This is a genomic window from Bacteroidota bacterium (assembly GCA_016195025.1).
In the GTDB taxonomy this organism is placed as follows: domain Bacteria; phylum Bacteroidota; class Bacteroidia; order Palsa-948; family Palsa-948; genus Palsa-948.
In genome coordinates, this window is the sequence record JACQAL010000029.1 from 1 (window position 1) to 21,236 (window position 21,236).

The following is a 21,236-nucleotide window of genomic DNA, read 5'->3' on the forward strand; positions in this document are numbered from 1 at the left end:
CGATAAAGGAAGGTGACTTTTTTTCACCCAAAAGTGTCTCGATTACGACACGCTCTTTATAACTTAATCTGTGATAATTCTGTGTTTCCATACAACAAATCTACTAGGTCGATTTGTTGCGCTAAGTTCTTGAATTCGGGGATTCAGATTGAAGAATCTCCTGCCGGGAAAAGCGAATAAAGCCATGCAAACCACACCTGTGCCCAACGCGGTGTTTGACGAACATTTGAGAGAGTTAAAGATGGCTGAACTGAAAGTTCTGCTTGTGATTATCCGCCAGACGCTGGGCTGGAAAAAAGAATGCGACTGGATTTCGGGAAAACAGTTCATGGAAAAGACGGGATGTTCCAACCGAGCCGTGAATCTCGCCATTGATTCACTCGTGAAAAGAAAAATCATAGCGGTGCAGGATGGGGAGGGAAATTTTCTCCCTGAACCGTCTCAAAGACGGGGAAAGCCGAGGATGTATTTCCGGCTTTGCGAAAAATCTTCGCATGTGGATACGGAGGGGAAAACTGATGAGCAAAAGGGAATAACCGATGCCTCTTGCGAAAAAAATTCGCAGGACTTGCGAAGATTCAGGCAGCAGCTTGCGAAGAAATTTCGCATAACAAATAATATCTCTACAAATTAAACTCTTACAAATTAATATTACTAATAATAAAAATTCAAAAAAGAAAATGCAAACCAAAACAAAATCATCAAGCAATAAAAATTTACCGGAAAGAAGAGGCAGAAAGAAAAAAGAAGTTGTGAAGGAAAAAGAAAAAGATAATTTACAAAATCCCAATGCTGAAACATGCTCTTAGAAAAAAACCCTGCAAGATTTTCCAGGGAGACACGCTGACAATTCTCAAGAAATTCCCCGATGAAAGCATTGACTGCGTAATCACTTCTCCTCCCTACTGGCAGATGCGGGATTACAAGTGGCGCGGGCAATGGGGCTTGGAAAAAACTTACGGAGAATATTTGGAAAAACTCTGGACGCTCATGGATGAAATCAAACGGGTGCTGAAGAAAAGCGGCACCGTCTGGTTCAATCTCGGAGATTCCTACGGCACGCAGTCGGGAGCAAGCAGGGGAATCAAATACGAATATATTTCAAAGAGATTTCACAAAGAAAGCGGGAGCGTTTTGCTCAAAGGAAACGTTCCGCAGAAAAGTTTGCTCCTGCTCCCGCACCGCTTCGCCATCGGCTGCATGGAACGCGGCTGGCTGGTGCGCAACGACATCATCTGGGCTAAATACAACGGCATGCCGGAAAGCGTTAGAGACAGGTTCTCCAAGAAACATGAATATATTTTCCTCTTAGTCAAAAGCAAAAAATATTTCTTTGCTCTGGACAAAGTCCGGGAGAAACACAAACTCTGCTCGCTCGAGAGAATGAACCGCGCCTGGAACGGGCACAGGGAAAAGAGAAGTTCCTACGAGAACATGAAGATTGAAAACATGTGCCATCCCAAAGGAAAAAATCCGGGAGATGTTTCCGACTTCTGGAATATTCCCACCCAGTCGGGAAAAGAAAAGCACTATGCCAAATACAACACCAAACTAATTACCTATCCCATTCTTGCCGGCTGTAAGAAGGGAGGAATCGTGCTTGACCCTTTCTGCGGAGTGGCGACAACTGGAATTAAAGCATTGGAACTTAAAAGAAAATTCATCGGCATAGAAGGGAAGAAAGCGTATTGCCGGATTGCGGAGAAAAATCTGTTAACGAGGATTCCTCGTTAACTGCCCCCTTAAAATTCAGTTGTCAAGGATTTCTTGACAACTGCCTCTGAGGGTAAAAACTGCAAAACAAAAAAATTAACCCCAAAATAATTATGAATAAAAAACAAATTACAAATAAAAAATCAAAACTGTTTACTCTGGAAGCGGAGCTTCCGGTATCGCTCGAAGAACTGGCTATTTACATCATCCGGGAAAAGGAGCAAGTTTCCGACATCGTCAGAATCCTTGATAAGGAAACGGAAAGAGCGAATAAAGAAATACAGGATGTGATGGGAGAAGTAATCAAGGAAAAGAAATGGGATGTAAAGCTGAAGTCCGTCCGCTACGAGTATATGGATTCAGGCAATCTCACGCACGGAGTGGCTTATTTCAAAGTGCAGTTGCAGGGAAAGAAAGAAGTATTGGAAAGAATTTCCAAAGATGAACTGTTCTCCGAAGAAGGCAGTCCAAAAATTACCGCTGATGCAGATTAAAAATACTCATGCAGAAAATCACTTCTCAAACTTTTCATCCTTTCAGCGTCCGGCAGCTAATGTATCTCGATGCCGAAATACAGGAAGCGGGAAACTTTGACCTCTTGATGCGAAAAAAGGAAGCATTGCAATACAGGGACGGGTGCATGGTCATTGTTCCTTATGATAAGGAAGAATATAAAGCCAAATATATCACAGGCATTTATGAAACTCTCCGTATGTATTATCACGATCAAACTCCCTACACCTTCTGGATGCGGATGTATTTAATGCTCCGCAAGGCGCAGAGAATCCTCGTATGAAGCCGCCTCTAACCTACTATGGGGGTAAACAGCGGATGGTGCAGCATATTCTTCCCTTAATTCCGAAGCATAAACTCTACTGCGAACCTTTTTTTGGAGGAGGCGCTGTATTCTTCGCCAAAGAGCCGAGCGGGATAGAAGTCATCAATGACACCAACGGGGAACTCATCAACTTTTACAAGGTGGTGAAAACAAAATTCTCCAAGCTGAAAAAGGAAATCGTTTCCTCGCTTCACAGCCGAAAACTGCACCGCAAAGCCATATTCATCTACCGCAATCCCGCTCTGTTCTCGGATGTAGAAAGAGCGTGGGCGATCTTCATCATGTCGCATCAGAGCTACTGCTCCATTTTAGACAGCACCTGGGCTTGCGGGAAAACGGAGAACACTACGGAAAGAAAATTCCACAGGAAAAAAATCGCTCTTGCAAAAGATTTGGCAAAGCGATTGGAGAGCGTGCAAATCGAATGCCGCGATGCAATAGAAGTGATTCAAACGAGAGACACCAGAGATTCTTTCTTTTATCTTGATCCGCCTTACTTTAATTCCGACATGGGGCATTATGGAGGATACAGGGAAGAGGACTTTGAAAAACTACTGCAGGCGCTTTCTAAAATAAAAGGGAAGTTTCTTCTCTCGTCTTATCCTTCAGAACTGCTGAAAAAATATGCGAGGAAAAACAGATGGTTCACGAAAACCATAAATACAAATCTCTCTGTACAGGGCGCGAAGAAGAAAAGGAAGGTGGAGGTGCTGACGGGGAATTATGTACTAAAAAATATACAGCAAATATTTTTGCATTAACTTCGCTATGAATGTACACTTATATTTCAATTCCTAAATAACCAGTAAAATGAGCGCTATGATAAAAAAGGAAATTATTACAACACCAGATATCTACTATGCTTCAATTAAAAAAGCATTAGAAGAACGGATAGAGGAAATTAAACTTCCACCAGATGAAGAAGGGAAAATTGTTGCTGATATAACGCAAAAAACAATCCGCGATAAAGTGTTGGGTTTATTTAAGATCGGAGAAATTATAAATACTGTTTTAAACTGGAATGAGAAGGTTGATTCGGATATTAAGGATGCAAAAAAAGAAATTTTACTTTCAGTATATTTTGATAAGGCAGATAAAGCGGAAGAATCGATTAGCAGAATAATAGAATTCATATCTACACCCCAAGGGAATACGCTGTTTAATAAATTACTTAGAATTCTAGATAATACTCCTCCAGATATGGAATTAATGAATCATTTAGCAGAGGCATTAAAAAATATAGTGAACACAGATTTTTGTAGTTTATTTGAAGACCACAAATTTGCTTTAAACCAAATCGAAATGTTGACGCCTCAAGCCCTTTCTATATTAGCAGATAATAAAAACTGGCCTGAATGGAAATTGACCGGATATTCTTCAACTGGCGACAGGATAACTTCGCATTGGCTTCCAGACTTTGTAAAAATGTATTGTGCAAAAAGAAATATTATTGATTCGAGCATTATTGTGAAAATTACCCATTCAACAAATGAATTAGTAGAAAGAAGGTACATAGAGGGAAGGTTAGCAGCTAACAAAAAACTTGTTGGAATAGCCGCATTAACAGATACGAGTCGAATTATTCTAAGATATATTCTATGAAGTGCAAAATTAAAGAGCCACATTTCTGCGGCTCTTGTTGGTGCGATTGCACCGTTACTCCTCGTCTCATGCACCTGCAACCAACTTCTTTAAAAGCGAAATCACTTCACTTAGGTTCTTGGAATTCTCCAGCACAATGGTGCAGGACGGACCGTTCCAGAACTTCTGCACTTTCTCCGTCAGAGATTTAATTTCATGATGCTTGATTTTCTTGCGCGTATCCTTTTCAGGATTCATCACCACCATTGAAATTTTCTTCCTGCTGATGTGAAAGAAAGCAAGGTTCTTGTTTTTCCGCATGGAGATGTAATATCGCTGCGGGCGGAATTCAAGCGCGGAGTTTGTTTTTAGAAGTTCCGTTTTTATTTTCCCGTAGACCTCTTTCACATTTTCTTCCGCCTTTTCAAAGTGATAATCTTCCTTTACAGGATCACCTTTTGCGATCTTTTGTTTCTTCCCGGTAGTGCGGATGGAATCAAAATCGGGTTCCATGTTGATAATGGTTTCCCCATTGCTTGAATACTTGCGGATGAAAATGGGCTTGAGCATTTCACCCCAGGTTTCCTCGTAAGTTTCCATGATGCCTTTTAATTCCTGCTTGAAGCTGTCCATCACCAAGAGAATGTTCGCCTTGCGCTTCATGGTTTCATGGAGAAATTCCAGCACATCCTTTTTCCCGATTCTCTCTTTCAATTCCTTCTTCAGCATTTTGCTTTTGCTGATCGCTTCAAAAAGAGCTTGCGCAAGCCGGCTGTGATTTTCCGCATTGCGGTAAAAAGCGAAGAAGGCGGTGAGTTGAAAGAAAAGTTCAGCCAGATTCTGCTTGGCAAGAATTGTTTGAATGAAATACAGTTTGGGCTTTTCCGCATCCTTGCAGTCGAGCAGGAAGCCGTCAAAGAACAATCCTTCGCAGGGAAAGGCTTTCATTGCCAACTGTCCTTCAATTAGCAATGTTTCTTGCCCGAAAAGGATTTTGGTATTCTCCAATACCAGTTCGTTTAATTCCTTCACGGACTTGAAGTTTTTCTCCTGTGGTTTTTCAATCGGGTGACCGTTGATTTTCACCATGAGTTCTTTGCCTTTTAAAACAAAAGGGCTTTTGAAACCGGGCAGGATAGTTTCTTTTTCTTCCTGTTCCACAATTTCTTCTTTGGATTCTTTTTTCTTTTTCATTTGCATGAGATTTAATTGTTGTTGAATGAACTATTTTGTTTCGGGAGCATGGTAGGAGCGAACGGGGAGGTTGTCAATGAAAAATCTGTATTCAGAAACAACATTTGGAATTTGTAAAGAGCAAAAGAAAAAGCCGTCACGATAACGGCTTTTAGATTAAAAGAAATCAGAACGCTTTATTTCAGGAAAGAAACAAGTTCACCTAACTGTTTTCCTACATGAGCTAAGTCCCCGACATAGCCCCAGTTTAAGGAATTTTTCTTAAACTTTTCCCCGTGCCCCTTCATTTTTTCGTTCAGGCATTTCAGAAGACGCTTGATTTCTTTTGCTCTTTTTTCATATACTTCCTGCGCGGTTGATGCCGATATATTTGAAATGCCGGTTTTATAGCAATATTCCATCGTAACATCGAGCATTATTTCGCTTACCGTAAATTCTTCCTTCACTTCAGCGCCATGAAGTTTTGTGATAACGATAAATTCTCCGTCTATCTCTGCGGAATATTCTTCCGTTTCATGGCGGAGTTTGGTGGAAGGGTGAAGCGGCATCGTGTCGCCTTTAATTACAAAGGGTCTGATAAAATCCTGCGCGGCTTCGCGGGCAGAAAGCGGTTTTTGTTTTTCTGATTTGTTTTCTTTTTCTTTTTTCATAGTATTTAATTTTAAGAACTGTTTGACCAGAGCATACCCGCAGGAACTACCGCAGTCAAGCAAAAAAAACGCCTGATAAAAAATATCAAGCGTTTCATTCATCGGCAGGAGGGGAGTAATCTTTAGGGACTTTGCTGATAGTGATTTTGCCTTGTGAAATTATTATTTCAACGCAATCACTTATCTCGAATCCGAAATCACGTAGGAAAATTCCTCCTACGCGGATGACGGGATAGAACTTTCCGCCATTGAAATTCCGGTAATGCCCATAGTAGATTTTCTGTTTCCGTCTCCTTGTAAAGCCGACATTGATTTTGTTTTCCATATAAAGAACTTTTTGATTCGGAGGGGATGATAGGGGCAGTAAATAAATCTTGCAAGCGTAATGCATATGATCAAACGGAAAAAAGAAAATGTCCAGAGAAAAAAATAAAGCCCGAAGAAGTTTTGCTTCTGTCGGGCTTTGCGTGGGGTTGGCTTCCTTTTGAACAAGGAACATAGCCACCCTAAATACTCATTTACCTCTGGAAAGAAGGCGAGTCAAGAAAAAAACATCTTGCGAAATATTTTTTAGGGAGAGTCAAATTTTATCTTTCGGATCGCACTTGAAACCGCACTTGCGACCGCACTTGAACTTTTTTATTATGTTTGCTCTGGCAAAAAAGTAGAAAATAGTTGAAAAAATAAACCTTCTCGGTACTTTCCCTCTGTTAAACACGTTGACTGTTAATCAGAGGGTCGTAGGTTCAAGTCCTACCTGAGGAGCCAAATGAGTTTGCTCGTTGTCGGTACCGTTGCGTTTGACGCCATTGAAACTCCTTTCGGAAAAACGGATAAGATTATCGGGGGAGCCGCCACATATATTTCTCTTGCCGCTTCGTACTTCACAAAAAAAATAAATCTTGTTTCGGTGGTGGGAGATGATTTTCCGCAGGAAGAAATTGAAATGATGAAGAAGCGGAATGTGAACACCGAAGGGCTGCAAATAAAAAAAGGAGAAAAAAGTTTTTTCTGGTCGGGCAGGTATCACAACGATATGAACACGCGCGAAACGCTTGCCACCGAACTGAATGTGCTGGCAGATTTTAATCCTATCGTTCCTTCTTCTTACAAGGACTGCGAATTTCTGATGCTCGGGAATCTTCAGCCCGGAGTTCAGCAAAAAGTGCTGGCGCAACTTCCAAGCCGACCGAAATTAGTTGTGCTTGACACTATGAATTTCTGGATGGACACCACATGGAATGAACTGATGAAAACATTAAAGATGATTGATGTGCTCACGGTAAACGATGAAGAAGCGCGCATGCTTTCGAAAGAACATTCGCTGGTGAAAGCCGCGCAGAAAATTTTAGCGATGGGCCCGAAAATTCTGATTATAAAAAAAGGCGAGCACGGAGCGCTGCTGTTTAACAAAGAGCAGGTGTTCTTCGCTCCCGCGCTTCCGCTCGAAGATGTGTTTGACCCCACAGGAGCAGGCGATTCATTTGCAGGCGGATTCATCGGCTATCTTGCCAAGACAAAAGATATTTCTTTCGACAACATGAAGCGCGCCATTATTTTTGGTTCTGCCATGGCAAGTTTCTGCGTGGAAAAATTCGGAACCGAGCGGCTGATTGGTTTATCTCAAAAAGAAGTGGAAGAGCGCGTGCAGGAGTTTATTGATTTGGTTCAGTTTGAAATTGAATTGGGATAATTATTTGCTTACGATTATTTTTTTGTTCATGATTCCTTCCGCAGTTCTCACTTGCAGAAAATAAATTCCGCTCGCTCCGCTCAGGTTTATGGTCTCCTGTTTAGAGTTTACAGTTGTTGTTTCATAAATTTTCTCTCCATACATATTGTAAACTTGCAATTGAACTCCAGACCCAAGACCGGAAACTATAAACTTACCGTTAAGGGATGGATTAGGAAAAATTTCAATCTCTTTTTCATCCTGAGAAATTTCATTTGCGGAAGCCAGCGGGCAAACCCATGCCAGCGAATTCAATTGAGCAAGTACAATGGCCCTGCGGTTGGTGATAAATTTTTTTAACCCGGGAATATCTCCTATCGGAGTATGAATGGTCATTGTATCGCAGGTGTAAAACAACGCCTGCTCGGGAAACATTTGGTTGGAATCGGGTTCAGCAGCGAAGGCGGGATAAATTTTATTTGCAATGCTGTCAATGAGCGGAAACAGCACGGTGTCTTTGAAATAATCCAGGTAATCGCAAATTGTATTCAGGTATGTTTTTTTGTAAACGCTGTCGGCAAGCATGCGAATCACTAAGGGATTATACGCCATCAGCAAATTTGTATTCTCGGTAGTGTCTTCGGTGGTCATTGGATAAAACCCAAACGCCACGCTTACATCCCATGTGCACCACTCAAATTTATTTGTGTTGATGTTGTGATATAAATAATAATTATGCGGGGAGTGAAAATATCCGTCAAGGTCAACAAAAAGATTTCGTGCGGCCCACTGCCCGATGAAAGGAAATGTATTAAGATTTGTTTCGAGCGTATCGAAAAAATCTGAAGAAGGAGTATTGTTAATGTTATCAATGAAGTTCAGCAAATCACTCCAGTTATTTATACTTTGATTCGAATGAAGTTCATAGTTGGGATAATATGCAGTTGGATTTGTTCCCTGCCATCCAAGAGTTCCCATTGGGTCTCCTTTGAAAAGATTTCCTCCCCAGTTGTTGAAATGTGTTTTGATAAATTCTTTATCCACCTGCTCAATCATTTTGTACAACCCAACGTACTGCCCATTGAAAGAAACTTTTGCGTAGGTGCAGCGCGGGGCGGGCAATCCTTTTTTGTTCATGAAATCGAGTAAAAGTTTTTCGCGCATCATTGTTGGGTCAAGCATATTGTTGTTGAGGTTGAGAACCGTGAGCCCCTCACATTTTTTTCCCGGCACATATTGATTGAAAGAAATTTTTAGCGGCTTTTTCTGCCCGGGAAATCCAAAACTTGAATTTCCTTTCAACTGCACACCCACTGAATCTATCGGACTTCCGTCAATATTAAAATTTGCCATCATCGGCTGAGTGCTCAGGTTGAAAGAATCCGCATGCTGCTTATAATACATTAGAGAGTCCCAAAATTTTGGCTGACTGAAAGTGATGTTAATATCATGAATATTGGAAGAACTGAAAATAGTATCGCCCGGGTTTTGCGCGGAGGAAATAAGAGAATAAAAGAAAAGAAAAATAATCACGCAAAACTTTTTCATGGCGATTTATTTATTAATGATTATTTTTTTGTTCACAATTCCATTTTCTGTTTTCACTTGGAAAAAATAAATTCCCTGCCCCGTCCCTGAAGGGAGAGAAATTGAAATTGTATTTACACCCTTTAGGGATGGAGCTTCATATATTTTTCCTCCCAACACATTGTAAATCTCCAAGCCATTTATTTTTTCTGAACTCCAAACTCCGAACTCCCCACTGTTGGGATTCGGAAAAACAGTTACTCCTGATTCGCTGTTTAAATCTTCCACGCCTAAAAATTTGGTGGAGAGATTAATATTGTCAAGGTAGAGTTCGTTGCCGAAACCGCTGATGGCAATGAAGCGGAAGCGCCTCGGAGATTTTCCGGCAAGCGAATCGAGGTGAATGCTGTCGGTTCGCCACTGAGTGGCAGTGGGAATAAACTGGCTGGTAACGGGAGGTGCGGTAGCAAGCGTGCTGGTGCCGCGGGCATAAATTCTTTTTCCGGTTCCCCAGCAATCATCATAAATATCCACTACCAGCGAATCAATATACGTTATATCGTACGTTGCATACGCCACATCAAAGTACAAACGAATGGGCGCAACGGCATTTGAAAAATCAATGTAAGGAGTAAGAAGTTCTCCGCTTCCTGCCTGCACATTATAAAAATCCGCCCGTGCCGATTCATTGGATAACGAATATCCGCCCACCGTATTTATTCTTGACCACAACAATGCCGGATTATTCAACTGCCAGTTCACAGGAGGAAATGCTGCGGAAACAAATCCTTGCTGAAGCGGAGGAGACATTCCGGTTATGTTGCCGAAAATAGTAAACACCGTAACAAGCGTATCGTTCACAGGGTTGGGGTCAGCAAATGAATTCGGCTTTGCCGTGTACGCATAGAGCGTGTGGGTTCCCACCGCAAGCGTATAGGAAGGCAGCGTAATATTCACCGAAGATAAATTAGGAAGCGAGCCCGTCCAGTTATAAACCTGCCATGGTTGCGCATCCAGATGATAATGCAGTTCCACCGAGGTAAGCGTATACGAGCAAACAGCAGGCATATTTTTAATGCTTACCACAGGAGCCACCACTGTGCTGCACGTAGATACTGCAGGATACATCAAACTATCGGGGCTTGCATCGGGATTGACAACGACTTTGAAAACACGAGCAAGAGAATCATTCAAATTATTTTGATCGGCAGAGGAATTGGGGCTGGCGGTGTAAGCATAAAGCGTATGCGTTCCTGCAGTAAGCGTATAAGTTGGCAATGTAATATTCGCCAGCGCAAGCGAAGGAAGCATGCCGCTCCAGTTATACAATTGCCAGGGCTGCGCGTCAATGCGGTAATGCAATTCAACAGAGAAGAGCGTATCCTGTCCTGCGTTACGAATGGAAACCACCGGAGCCACCGCTGTATTGCAGGCGGTGTTGGCAGGATACGTCAAACTATAAGCGGAAGCATCCAGATTCACCAGCGTGGAAACCTGCAGGTTGCTTGCCCACAATCCTCTTCCGAAAGTGGCGGCTCTTAATTTGCTGAACGGATAACTGATTTCCAAATCGTCAATAATCACATTCGGAAGCCCGGTGTTGTAAGCCGCCCAGTTGTTCATAGTGGCATCTATGTAAAACACGCCAAGGTCTGTGCCGATGTAAAGCAAGTCGTTGCTGCCGTTCTGGTATTCGATGCAGTTCACCGGAATATTCGGCAGCGTTGCCGAAACATTTGTCCAGGTAGTTCCACCGTCATTCGTATAAAAAACTTTGTTGCCGGCAGAAAACCCGGAAAAAGTCACCCACACATCATCGGGATTGGAACTGCTGATGGCAATTCCGGAAATGGCAGCGCTGCCAACAGGAAGTGTATTGGTTATTATGCTCCATGTACTTCCGCCATTGGTGGTGCGGTAAATATTTCCGAAGGTGGCAACATAAATATAGTTCGGATTGGAAAAAGAAACCCTCAGCGAGTAAATGCAGGTTCCGTCAAATGCACCTGCGGAAATATCATTCCATGTGTTTCCATTATCGGTGGATTGATACAAATCCGTTCCGCCTATATAAATAATATTGTGATTGGTTGCATCCATTACGATAGGCGTAGTCCAGTCGCATCCCACTGCCGATACCGAAGAAAATGTATTGGCGCCATCGGTGGATTGTAAAAAGTTTCCTCCCTGCGAAGAAACAAACACAATGCTGTCGTTGGTGAAATCCACGAGGCAATCTTCTCCATCCGCGCCATACACCTGCGCAGCGGTGTTCAATCCTGTTACCTGATCGGTGCCGTTATCCTGCGCGCCTGCATACATCAAATTCATTTTCTGCTGCGAGGCGCTCATGCGGTAATATTCTTTTATGTCAATGCCTCCGCTTAAATCTGTCCACGATGTTCCCTGGTCGGTGGAAGTGAAAATTCCTCCATCGTTGCAGGCAAAAATAGTGGTGCTGCTGCCGGGAAGAAACTGAAACGCGTGATGGTCGGCATGAACGTAATTGGTGCTGGGCCAGTTCCAGTCAGAGGTAGTAATCCATGTGTTTCCTCCATCGGTGGAAAGAGCGTTCGTCAATCCTCCGGTAAAAAGAACTTTTTCATCTATGGGAGAAACTTCGAGTACCATATCGTAATATCCGTAAGGCGTGGTATTGCCGGAAGGGTCGGTGCGAAGCGTGAAAGATACTCCCGCATTGTTCGAGTAGTAAAAATTATTGGGAGTGCCCAGTTCGCACCAGGCATAAACCGCATTGGGATTTGCCGGGCTCACGGCAATGGAAGTTCTGCCTGCAGAAGTAACTCCGCTCACATAATTCCACGATGCGCCATAATTGATGGAGCGGAGAAGCCCGGTGCTGTCGCCTGCATAAATGATGTTGTGATTGCCGGGATTGAATTCGATATCATAAAATTTTCCGCTTCGTATGTTAGCCCACGTGCTGCCGCCATTGGCGGTTTGAAAAATTCCCGCGTTGGTGGCGGCAAAAAGATTATTGGGATTTTTTGTGTCGAGAATCAGCCGCTGAATAATTATTCCGTTCGCGAGGTTGTAGGTCATGCCGGTGGGATTCCACGTAACTCCTCCATCGGTGGATTTCAAAATGCCCGCGCTGTAATGCCCCCATACCTCGTAGAGATAATAAATTCCATATTTATCTCCGGTGGCGATATACATGTTTTGCGGATTGGCGGAATCAATCACAATATCGGAAACGCTCAATGCCGGAAGCAAATCGGTGTTGGAACTCCAGGAGTTTCCCCGGTCGGTTGATTTCCATAAGCCACCGCAGGCAGCTCCCACCCAGATGATAGAATCATTCGCAGGGTCAATGGTGATGCAATTGATTCTGCCGGAACCACCCCCGTTGGCGGGAACCACATGGGGACCGATAAACGACCAGTTGGCTGTGGCAGCAGAAATTTTACGCTGCGCAAAATCAGTTTTGTATTTCTGATATTCGGTGAAGAGAATATTCTGGCTCGGAAAATTTCCGCTGGGAAAAGTGCGCTGCGCTGCAAACCATTCCCACCGTTTATATTGCTGCCACTCGCCATCTTTACCGTCTTCCCTTTCGACAGACGCATGGTCTTTTTTCTTCCAGTAATTTTCAAACGCGCTTTTTACATCGCGGAAAGTGGTTTGATTTTTAGAGGGCGGATTGGGCTGCTGCGCACTTGCACCAAACGCAATTATGCAAGCAAGTAAAACGAGCAGGAAATTTTTTTTCATTCTGAATTTATTTATTGATGATTATTTTATTCTTGCAATGGGTTTTGAATCTTTGGCAGCGTAAATGAGCGGACCCCTGAGATTATAATTCATAGTGTAATTGATGCTTTCATCTCCTTTTTCAATTGCATCGGCAATTTCATCGTGCGAAACAATTTTTACATTGCCGGCAGAAATGCCCAGCGCATCGGCATATTTTTTCTCTGCGCCTTTTTTCCCCGCCAGTTCTTTTTCCACGTAAAGTGTTTTGTTGATTTGCGATTTTCCGTCATTGTAGTACACTGCATTTTTTTCTTTCTCCACCGTTCCGTACACTCCGTATTCCTGCAGTTTCATATTTTTCTCCATGCTCTTTACCTGGTTCAATGCTTCTTTCAGCGCATGCGCCACCAAATAATCAAAACTTCCGGGTTCTGCTTTTTCTTCCGGAAACAAGGAGCCCACCACCGGATGCAAATCATCAATGCTATAATGCATGTGCGCTTTTTTTTCTTCCTGGTATTTATTTTTTTTATCACCGAGCAAAATATAAATACCCCAGCCCGCAAACCGTTTCACTTCCTTGCTAAGCCCAATGGAAGCCACTGAATAATAAGAATGGCTTTGGGTGGAAGCGGGGTCGAGTGAGAGGGCGATAAACGCCATTACCGAATAGTTCGGGTCATTGATATACGTTGCAATCTCCTCTTTTTTAATGAACTTGTATTTGGTAAAGTCCCAGAATTTTTCAACGGCATCTTTTAATTTTTTATAAGCAGGCACAGTTTCATCTTCGATGACTACGCAAAGAGTTGTTGCTTTCAGTTTTTTTGCGTTTTCAGAATTTTCATCGGCAAAAGCAAGCGAGCAGGCGAAGAAAAATAAAAAGAGGAGTTTTATTTTCATAAAAGAAATTTATTTGTTAATGATTATTTTCTTATTTACTGTTCCCTGCTCTGTTCCCAGTTTCAGAAAATAAATTCCAGCGGGCGCTTCGCTTAAATCAATTTCGGATTTCGGATTGTGGATTTCGGATTGATAAACAATTTGTCCGAGTGTATTGTATATTTTCAATCCGCAATTTTGGCAATTCGCAATCCGCAATTCAAACGCCCCGCTCGTGGGATTGGGATAAATATTTATTTGAGAAGAGAAATCTATTTCATTCATGGCAGTTGCAGAAGAAGTATCTTCCACAATAATTGGTTTTGAACCGAGCGGAATTGAAAGTGATGAAACATTTTGCGTGGTGATATTTCCGTAAATGTCCGTAACATTTTTCACTCCGCTTAATCCCGATGGCAGCGCGCTTAATCCCCACAGCACATAATGCGTGCTTCCGCTTTTGTAAAAGCGAATATCCCCTTTGGGAAGATTGACGGAAGTATCCATCTGAAAAACTTTTACAGAATCAAACGTGCGGAATTTATATTCCAACAATTTTTGCGTGTAGTAAAATAATCTTGCGCTTAAAGAATCTTTCGGACCAATATTTTCCTGAAGGAGTGCTGCCGAACCAATGTTTAGCGAAGAGGATCCTTTCAAATCATAAAAAAAGTTTGTAATGTTATTCGCTAAACTCCAGCAATGAATTTTTGTATACATGGATGCCTGCTCTTCTTCGGTTCTGTTTGGCAAACTGTTTGGCGAGCCGGAATAAATTCCCCACTCGGTTACCCAGATATTCCAGTTGAGCGCAAGCGATTTGATTTGTTCCTGAAAAACTTCCGCATCGAGGTAAAACATTTTTTTGAAACTGAAAGGCGAAAACATTCTTCCATCGTTGCAATGAATGTTTCCTTCGTCAAGTTCTTTATAGCAACCCGGAATCACCGCTTGCCAGAAAGTGGAATCGGAAAGCAAACCGCCCCAGCCGCCATTAATTAATGTGCAGGAAGAACACGCGGCTTTCATGGCTCGGTAAAAAATATCCTGGTCGCGCACATATTTTGCGGAAGAATAATTTACGCAGGCATCGGGCTCGTTGTGAAATTCCCAAACAGTAATCGGCTGCTTCAATCCGGGCATATCGTTCACGCCATCGCCATCGTAACGCTCCACTAAATTTTGCGCGAAGGTGTAGAAGTAAGAAGTGTCGGCATCGCAAATGGCTCCGGCTTTTCCGTTGTTCAGAAAAAAATAATCGCCTCCGCCCGTGTAAAGATTATTGCAAAGCGAATTTGCAGCGTTGCAGGTTTGCGACCAATCAGCAAGCGGAATCACCGTGCCGAGCAACTTCACTCCGTACAATCCTGCAACTTTCACTGTGGAATCAATGAACTCGTAATGTAATGTTCCCTGCACGGGCTCAATTACTCCCCATGGCATCAGCGCGGGACTGCGCGCCATGAACGCTCCTGCCTGCTGCATCTTGCGGAATTTTCTGCGAAGGTCCTGCCCTGCCAAAGTCAAATCGGTGTTAAACATAGTAGTGTTTGCGTAGTACGCGCTCACGCTGTTGTTATCAACATAGGTTCGTCCGCCACCGCTCACAAGCATTCCGCCTAACTGTGGGTCGAGAATGGAAATGTGCCCGCTGCCGGTTGTGAGCGATAAATTTTTCAGCCACGCTGCTACATTTGCTGAAGTGGAAGTTTGATACAAGTTAGTGTCGGGCTGGGAGAAACAGTTGGCAGTTAGCAGCAGGCAGTAGGCAATAAACAGCCAGGAGTAAAGTTTTTTCATAGCAGAATAAATTTATTTGCTTATGATTATTTTTTTGTTCACGATTCCATTTTCTGTTTTTCCACCAGAGGCGGATCCACCTATGGTGGACACTTGCAGAAAATAAATTCCATTGGGCGCTTCGCTTAAATCAATGTGCTGATGTGCTGATGTGCTGATGTGCTGATAAATACATTCTCCCATTACATTATAGATTTTCATTTGCACATCTTCAATCCCGATAGTTATCGGGATACTCATCTGCACATTTACTTTTCCGCTCGTGGGATTAGGAAAAACAGTTATGGCATTATTTGTTTCAGTAAAAAAGTTTTCTGCAGTAAGAAGCGCAGAAGCATCGCAGAGGTATGCATCCACGCTCGTATCGGTTTGCATATTTAATTCCCAATTACTGCCGAAAAGAATTTTTGTTCCGTTTTTATTAGCAGTCGCATGCGGCTCGGCAAAATAAATGCTGTTGCCGGGATTGGGTGTGAGCGGTGAATATCTCCGGCTATGATGATGCGCCAGCCGCTGAACGGAACCGGAGCCATTCATGCTGAGAGCAAAAATTTCATTTTCGAACGGAACCCACGTTGTGCTGTCGGCTGTGAGTTTTCCCACGTAATCAAACGTGCTCACATACACCCAGCCCGGGCGGTTCATGCTTCTGCACGATTCATGCAAATCAAAATCTGGAGAAACGCTGAGCAAACTCGTTTCGCTGCTGTCGGCAAGCCCATATTTATTTATATAGGTGAGGTTGGAATCGGCATTGTATTTATCCATAATCAACACTTCGGTGCCATTGCTGTCGAGACCCAAATCGCTATGCCCGTATCCGATTGGTTTTTGCCAGAGAAAATTCAGTTGCTGGTCATACACTTCCACACCGTGCCAGCGCCCAAGGGTTTCATCGGCATAATCCACCACAAAATAATTTCCGAGCGGAGAAATGGAAACCCAGTCGAAGCCCGTCACATTCGCGCTCACGCTGAGCGTGCTGATGATTGAATTCAGCGACACATCGTATACAAAAAAATCAACCGGGTTCCAGTTTGAATCGTAACCGCAAAGCCCGATGTACTTTCCGTTGTTGCTCATGTTTCCTTCGGCATTGGTAGAAACATTTGCATAATTTGAAAAAGTATGAAGCGTGTTGATTTGCAATGTTTGCTCATCAATAGTGTTAAAGTTGCTGCCAGAAATAAAATAAATGAGATGCGGATTAGTGGGATGCCAAAAAATATCCTGCACTCCCTGCAATGCGCCCGGAAACGTTTTTATGTACTGATACGTTGCGCCATTGTAAATGAGCACATCGCCATTTCCCGAACGGAGAAGAAGCAAACTTTCATCGCTGTTCCATGCCTGACGCTTGGAGTAATCGGGAAAAGCGCCTTCTATATTGCTTGAAAAAGCATTGGTGATTCGCGTAACGCTGGAATGAAATTTCGGGTCGGAATACGAAACTCCCACCTGCGGCTGCGCCATGTTGGTGTAAGGAATCGTAATATGATTGGTGATGAGTTGCGCAAAACAGTTTAAGGTTTGAAGTTTAAAGTTTAAAGTTAAAACTGCAAGGAAGAGTAAATTTTTTTTCATCGCAGAATAAATTTATTTGTTGATGATTATTTTTTTGTTCGCGATTCCGTTTTCTGTTTTCACTTGCAGAAAATAAATTCCCTGTGGCTGATTTGAAATATCAATGGTTGTATGGTTAAATGGTTGTATGGCTGAATATACTGTTTCTCCCATTACATTGTAAACATCTGCTCTTTTAATATTGAACTGCGAACTGTTCACTGCAAACCTGCCATCAGGCGATGGATTGGGAAATACATTCACGGAAAAATTTTGGGATGTGTTGTTTGAAATTCCGGTAACGAAAGAAGTATCCCTGTAAATCACTCCGCTGTCAGCCGCAAGGAATATCGTGTTGTCGGGTGTTTTAAACAATGCATATTTCCGCAGGTAGCCGGAAATGGTTCCGTCAATGTTCCATGTAGTTCCTCCGTCTGTGGTTTTATATAAATAGTTTTGGTTGCTGCCCCCGAGGGAAGAAATGTATCCTGTATTACTGTTTACAAAAACAACGGAGGTAAGATAATTTCCTATGGATTGAATGCTCCAGTTCGCTCCCTGGTCAACTGTTTTTAATGCCACGCCAGAACCGGTGGTGGCAAAACCGATGGAATCAGTTACAAAATAAATTTGAGTGAAGTCAATAACCGGTGAACCGCTGTAAGATAAATTCCATGACAATCCCATGTTAACTGTTTTAAATATTTTTCCTCCGTTGTCGGCAAGAAATCCAACAGAAGAATTGATGAAAGTAATGCAGAGCAACGGGTCAAGAGAAGGATTCGCTGTGGATAAATACGTATTTCCGCCATTGATTGTTTTTCCAATATAGGTGCCTGCACCAAGCCCGCCCACAGCAAAACCGATAGTTGAATTAATAAATTCCAAATCATTCGCTCCCTGCGAGAAAATGCCGCACGCTGCACTTATATCGGTCCAGTTTGCTCCGCCATCTGAGGTTTTGAAATAATAAGGGTCGCCTGTCATCGTTGAAACCGAAAGGAACCCCGTGTCGGCATTCAGGAAATAAATGTCGGAGTAATTTACGCTGGCAACGGGCGCAACATTAGCCCAGGTGCTGCCGCCATTAATGGTTTTTACAACCAGGTTGGAAGCTCCTGCCGCATAGCCCAGCATATCGCTTGTAAAAAAAATATTTGTTACGCTGCTGTTTGTCCCCGTATAAATGCTGTCCCACTGCGCATGAGCAACAGAAGAAAAAAACACAATAAAAATAATTGAGTAAAGTTTTTTCATGTTGTTTTATTTATTGATGATGATTTTTTTGTTCACTACTCCCCTATCCGTAATTATCTTCAGCAAATAAATTCCGCTGGGCTGATTGCTTAAATCAACTTGAGACTTGGAGCTTGAGGCTTGAGACTTGTATATTCTCTCTCCATAGATATTATAAATTTCTGCATTCGTCATTTGTAAATTATAACTCGTAATTTGAAAAACTCCGCTGCTGGGGTTGGGAAAAATAGAAATTGCGTATTCTGAAACGGAAATTCCAGATTGACCGGTGCATAATTCCACGGTTATATTTGAAAAATCATCATCCCAGCAACCAGTTGTTGTATCGGTGTATGTATAATATATTGTATGAGTGCCGAGTCCTGCTATAATTGGGTCGAATGTATTTCCTGTTACTCCAGGACCTGAATATACTCCTCCAGAAGGGATAGCAGTACTCAGTGTAATTGTGCCGCCATTCAAACAAACAGTATCATTCATTTCAATATACAAAACAGCAACATAGGGGTAAATTGTTATTACCATGCTACTATTTACTCCTGCACCGCAAGCATTCATGCCTGAAACTGTAATTGTATATGTTCCTGCTGCAACTGAAATAAAATCTACTGTCACTGAATCCGTGCTATCTCCTGAAACTATGTTTGCTCCTGAAGGGAATGACCAATTATACCATGCTGCGCCTGCAATAGCGGAAGTAGTAAATGTTTGGTCATCATCTGCACAAAAAGTCGTATTTCCTCCTATAGCAACTGCGGGAAAAGGCGTTTTACAAGTTTCAAGTAATTGTGTGTACATTGGATATTGCCCATTTGTATCTAGAAAATCTATTTTTTTAATAAAAGTATCTAATGCAATGTCATATTCAAAAAGTACTCCGTAATCTTGAGCAGAACAGCCATTGCCACCTTGTTTTGTCATTCCATATAATTTTCCATTGACAGATTCTTTTAATGTTCCCATGGGCGATAAACCATGAAGAGCAGGATTAGAAAAAGTAAATTTATTGGTAAATATATTTGTTGAGAGATTATATTCAAAGAGAAATCCAATTGATGTTAATCCGTACAAATTGCCATCAGACGCCTGAATAAGAGAACCGAACGGACTTCCTGAATTTGCAGCGAAGTCAAATTTTTTTGTGAATAAAGAGTTGGAAATATCAAATTCAAAAATGGTTCCTTGATTATTTGCTCCTCCTGAATTTGTCATACCATATAATTTTCCATTTGTTGCTTCAATAAGGGAACCGTATGGGTTATTTCCGGTAGACGATGTCATGGAAAACAGATTAATAATAGTATCATTTGCTATATCGTATTCGAAAATATTGCTTGCGACTTTTGTCATACCATAGATTTTTCCATTTGATGCTTTTAAAAGAGAGCCATATGGCCACATACCATTTGTACCATTAAAACTCGCCTTCTGAATTATAGTGTCTGCGCTAATATCATATTGAAAAATGAAACCTTTACTATATTTTCCGCCACTACGACACATCCCATACAATTTACCCGGAAATGTTTCAATTAATGCTCCCCCATCAGCAGGCGTGGAAAAAATAAAATCATATTTTTTTATATATATCAAACTATCAGGATTAAATTCAAAAAGAACTCCTAATGACCATTCATTTCCTCCATAACTTGTCATTCCATAAAATTTTCCATTTGATGCTTGCATTAATGATCCTTGTGGAGTTCTACCATCGAGGGCATTCATAATTAATGGAATTGTGATATTATTACTTACTAAATCGTAATTAAAAATTAAAGCACCGGCTCCGAAACTAATTCCTCCTTTGCAAAGCCCATATAGTTTTCCATTAGATGCAAGTGTAAACCCGCTTGTAGGGCTATATGGATTTGATCCATTTTGGTATAGATCCATTTTTTTAGCGTACAGATTATTGTTGTAATCATATTCAAAAATAACTCCTTTATTTCCACTTCCTCCAATTTCTGTCATTCCATAGAATTTTCCGTTTGGTGCTAAGATTAGCGCACCAACAGGGTTAATGCCGTTTGCTGATGTAAAATCAAATTTTTTTGTATAGGTATTGGAAGAAGTATCATATTCAAAAATCACCCCACTGCCCGTTGCACCACCTCCATAAGTCATACCCAAAAGTTTTCCATTAGACAATTCAATAAAATCATTTGCAGTTGGGTTGCCGCCATTTGCAGAGGTCAAATCAATCTTCTTGGTATAAATACCTGTGTTTATATCATATTCAAAAATTACTCCTTTATTATTTGCCCCTCCAAGGTTTGTCATTCCATAAAGTTTACCGTTTGATGCTTGGAAAAGTGAACCGTAGGGATAACTTCCATTAGCGGAAGAGAAATCAAATTTCTTTGTCAGTATATTACTATTTATATCATATTCAAAGAGGACGCCCTTCATATTTGCACCGCCTATATTTGTCATTCCATATAATTTTCCGTTTGATGCTTGAACCAGCGAACCATTCGGGTATTGACCATCTGTTTGGGAAAAATTAATTTTTTTTGTCAGAATACCAGTATTTAAATCATATTCGAAAAGTGTTCCGAAACCTGTCGGAAAACTTCCTCCTGCTATTGTTGTTCCATATATCTTGCCATTTGATGCTTGCATTAGGGAGCCAATTGGTTGTATTCCATTCGAGCAAGTAAAATCTATCTTTTTAATATAAACCCCTGCTGATGAATCATATTCATAGGACTTTCGCAAGATTAGTGAAAATGAGTTAGTGGTGTTCTGAGTTGTTGCACAAGGAACTGTTTAAACAATCCTGTTTTTACTTGATAGAGCGTTTGATTCGTTTGATAACCGATCGTAGCCAAAGACATCCAAA

General features: G+C 41.8%; 17 protein-coding genes and 1 tRNA gene. 8 read left to right on the forward strand and 10 right to left on the reverse strand.

What is annotated here, in order from left to right:
• The first annotated feature begins 148 nt into the window (after window positions 1-148).
• The 6 genes from HY063_05900 (at window position 149) to HY063_05925 (ending at window position 4,153) form a co-directional block, all read left to right on the forward strand.
• Window positions 149-634, forward strand: coding sequence for a replication protein (locus HY063_05900; protein ID MBI3501311.1), 486 nt, complete (start codon window positions 149-151; stop codon window positions 632-634).
• 155 nt (window positions 635-789) lie between these two features.
• Entirely contained in the window at window positions 790-1,734 is a 945-nt protein-coding gene (locus tag HY063_05905) for a site-specific DNA-methyltransferase (GenBank protein ID MBI3501312.1), read from the forward strand.
• A gap of 92 nt (window positions 1,735-1,826) precedes the next feature.
• Window positions 1,827-2,207 (forward strand): hypothetical protein, encoded by a 381-nt coding sequence (locus tag HY063_05910; protein ID MBI3501313.1) that lies wholly within the window; start codon window positions 1,827-1,829, stop codon window positions 2,205-2,207.
• Between the two features lie 8 nt (window positions 2,208-2,215).
• Entirely contained in the window at window positions 2,216-2,509 is a 294-nt protein-coding gene (locus HY063_05915) for a hypothetical protein (GenBank protein MBI3501314.1), read from the forward strand.
• Complete coding sequence (locus tag HY063_05920) at window positions 2,506-3,312, forward strand: DNA adenine methylase (protein MBI3501315.1); 807 nt, start codon at window positions 2,506-2,508, stop codon at window positions 3,310-3,312. Before HY063_05915 ends, HY063_05920 begins: the two co-directional genes overlap by 4 nt.
• A gap of 49 nt (window positions 3,313-3,361) precedes the next feature.
• Entirely contained in the window at window positions 3,362-4,153 is a 792-nt protein-coding gene (locus HY063_05925) for a hypothetical protein (protein MBI3501316.1), read from the forward strand.
• A gap of 66 nt (window positions 4,154-4,219) precedes the next feature.
• Here HY063_05925 and HY063_05930 read toward each other — a convergent pair whose 3' ends face one another.
• From HY063_05930 to HY063_05940, 3 genes are all read right to left on the reverse strand, one after another.
• Window positions 4,220-5,326 (reverse strand): hypothetical protein, encoded by a 1,107-nt coding sequence (locus HY063_05930; GenBank protein MBI3501317.1) that lies wholly within the window; start codon window positions 5,324-5,326, stop codon window positions 4,220-4,222.
• Window positions 5,327-5,502: 176 nt separating this feature from the next.
• Window positions 5,503-5,976, reverse strand: a complete 474-nt coding sequence (locus HY063_05935) for a hypothetical protein (GenBank protein ID MBI3501318.1) — start codon at window positions 5,974-5,976, stop codon at window positions 5,503-5,505.
• Window positions 5,977-6,070: 94 nt separating this feature from the next.
• Window positions 6,071-6,301, reverse strand: a complete 231-nt coding sequence (locus HY063_05940) for a hypothetical protein (GenBank protein ID MBI3501319.1) — start codon at window positions 6,299-6,301, stop codon at window positions 6,071-6,073.
• Window positions 6,302-6,679: 378 nt separating this feature from the next.
• Here HY063_05940 and HY063_05945 point away from each other — a divergent pair.
• Both HY063_05945 and HY063_05950 read left to right on the forward strand, forming a co-directional pair.
• A tRNA-Leu gene (locus HY063_05945) sits at window positions 6,680-6,744 on the forward strand.
• 1 nt (window position 6,745) lies between these two features.
• Window positions 6,746-7,669 (forward strand): bifunctional hydroxymethylpyrimidine kinase/phosphomethylpyrimidine kinase, encoded by a 924-nt coding sequence (locus HY063_05950; GenBank protein ID MBI3501320.1) that lies wholly within the window; start codon window positions 6,746-6,748, stop codon window positions 7,667-7,669.
• Here HY063_05950 and HY063_05955 read toward each other — a convergent pair whose 3' ends face one another.
• From HY063_05955 to HY063_05985, 7 genes are read right to left on the reverse strand one after another with little or no spacing between them, the layout of a single operon-like run.
• Entirely contained in the window at window positions 7,670-9,196 is a 1,527-nt protein-coding gene (locus HY063_05955) for a CotH kinase family protein (protein MBI3501321.1), read from the reverse strand.
• Between the two features lie 6 nt (window positions 9,197-9,202).
• The gene (locus HY063_05960; protein ID MBI3501322.1) at window positions 9,203-12,910 is read right to left on the reverse strand and encodes a T9SS type A sorting domain-containing protein; all 3,708 of its coding nucleotides are present in this window, start codon (window positions 12,908-12,910) and stop codon (window positions 9,203-9,205) included.
• Between the two features lie 21 nt (window positions 12,911-12,931).
• Window positions 12,932-13,795, reverse strand: a complete 864-nt coding sequence (locus HY063_05965) for a hypothetical protein (protein ID MBI3501323.1) — start codon at window positions 13,793-13,795, stop codon at window positions 12,932-12,934.
• 9 nt (window positions 13,796-13,804) lie between these two features.
• Entirely contained in the window at window positions 13,805-15,574 is a 1,770-nt protein-coding gene (locus tag HY063_05970; protein ID MBI3501324.1) for a T9SS type A sorting domain-containing protein, read from the reverse strand.
• Between the two features lie 12 nt (window positions 15,575-15,586).
• Window positions 15,587-17,158 carry a T9SS type A sorting domain-containing protein gene (locus HY063_05975; GenBank protein ID MBI3501325.1) on the reverse strand — a complete coding sequence of 524 codons (1,572 nt, stop codon included), beginning with the start codon at window positions 17,156-17,158 and terminating at the stop codon, window positions 15,587-15,589.
• Between the two features lie 12 nt (window positions 17,159-17,170).
• On the reverse strand, window positions 17,171-18,394 hold the full coding sequence (locus HY063_05980; protein MBI3501326.1) for a T9SS type A sorting domain-containing protein: 1,224 nt from the start codon (window positions 18,392-18,394) through the stop codon (window positions 17,171-17,173).
• Window positions 18,395-18,400: 6 nt separating this feature from the next.
• A complete protein-coding gene (locus HY063_05985) occupies window positions 18,401-21,016 on the reverse strand; it encodes a T9SS type A sorting domain-containing protein (GenBank protein MBI3501327.1) in 2,616 nt (871 codons plus the stop codon).
• Window positions 21,017-21,236: the final 220 nt, after the last annotated feature.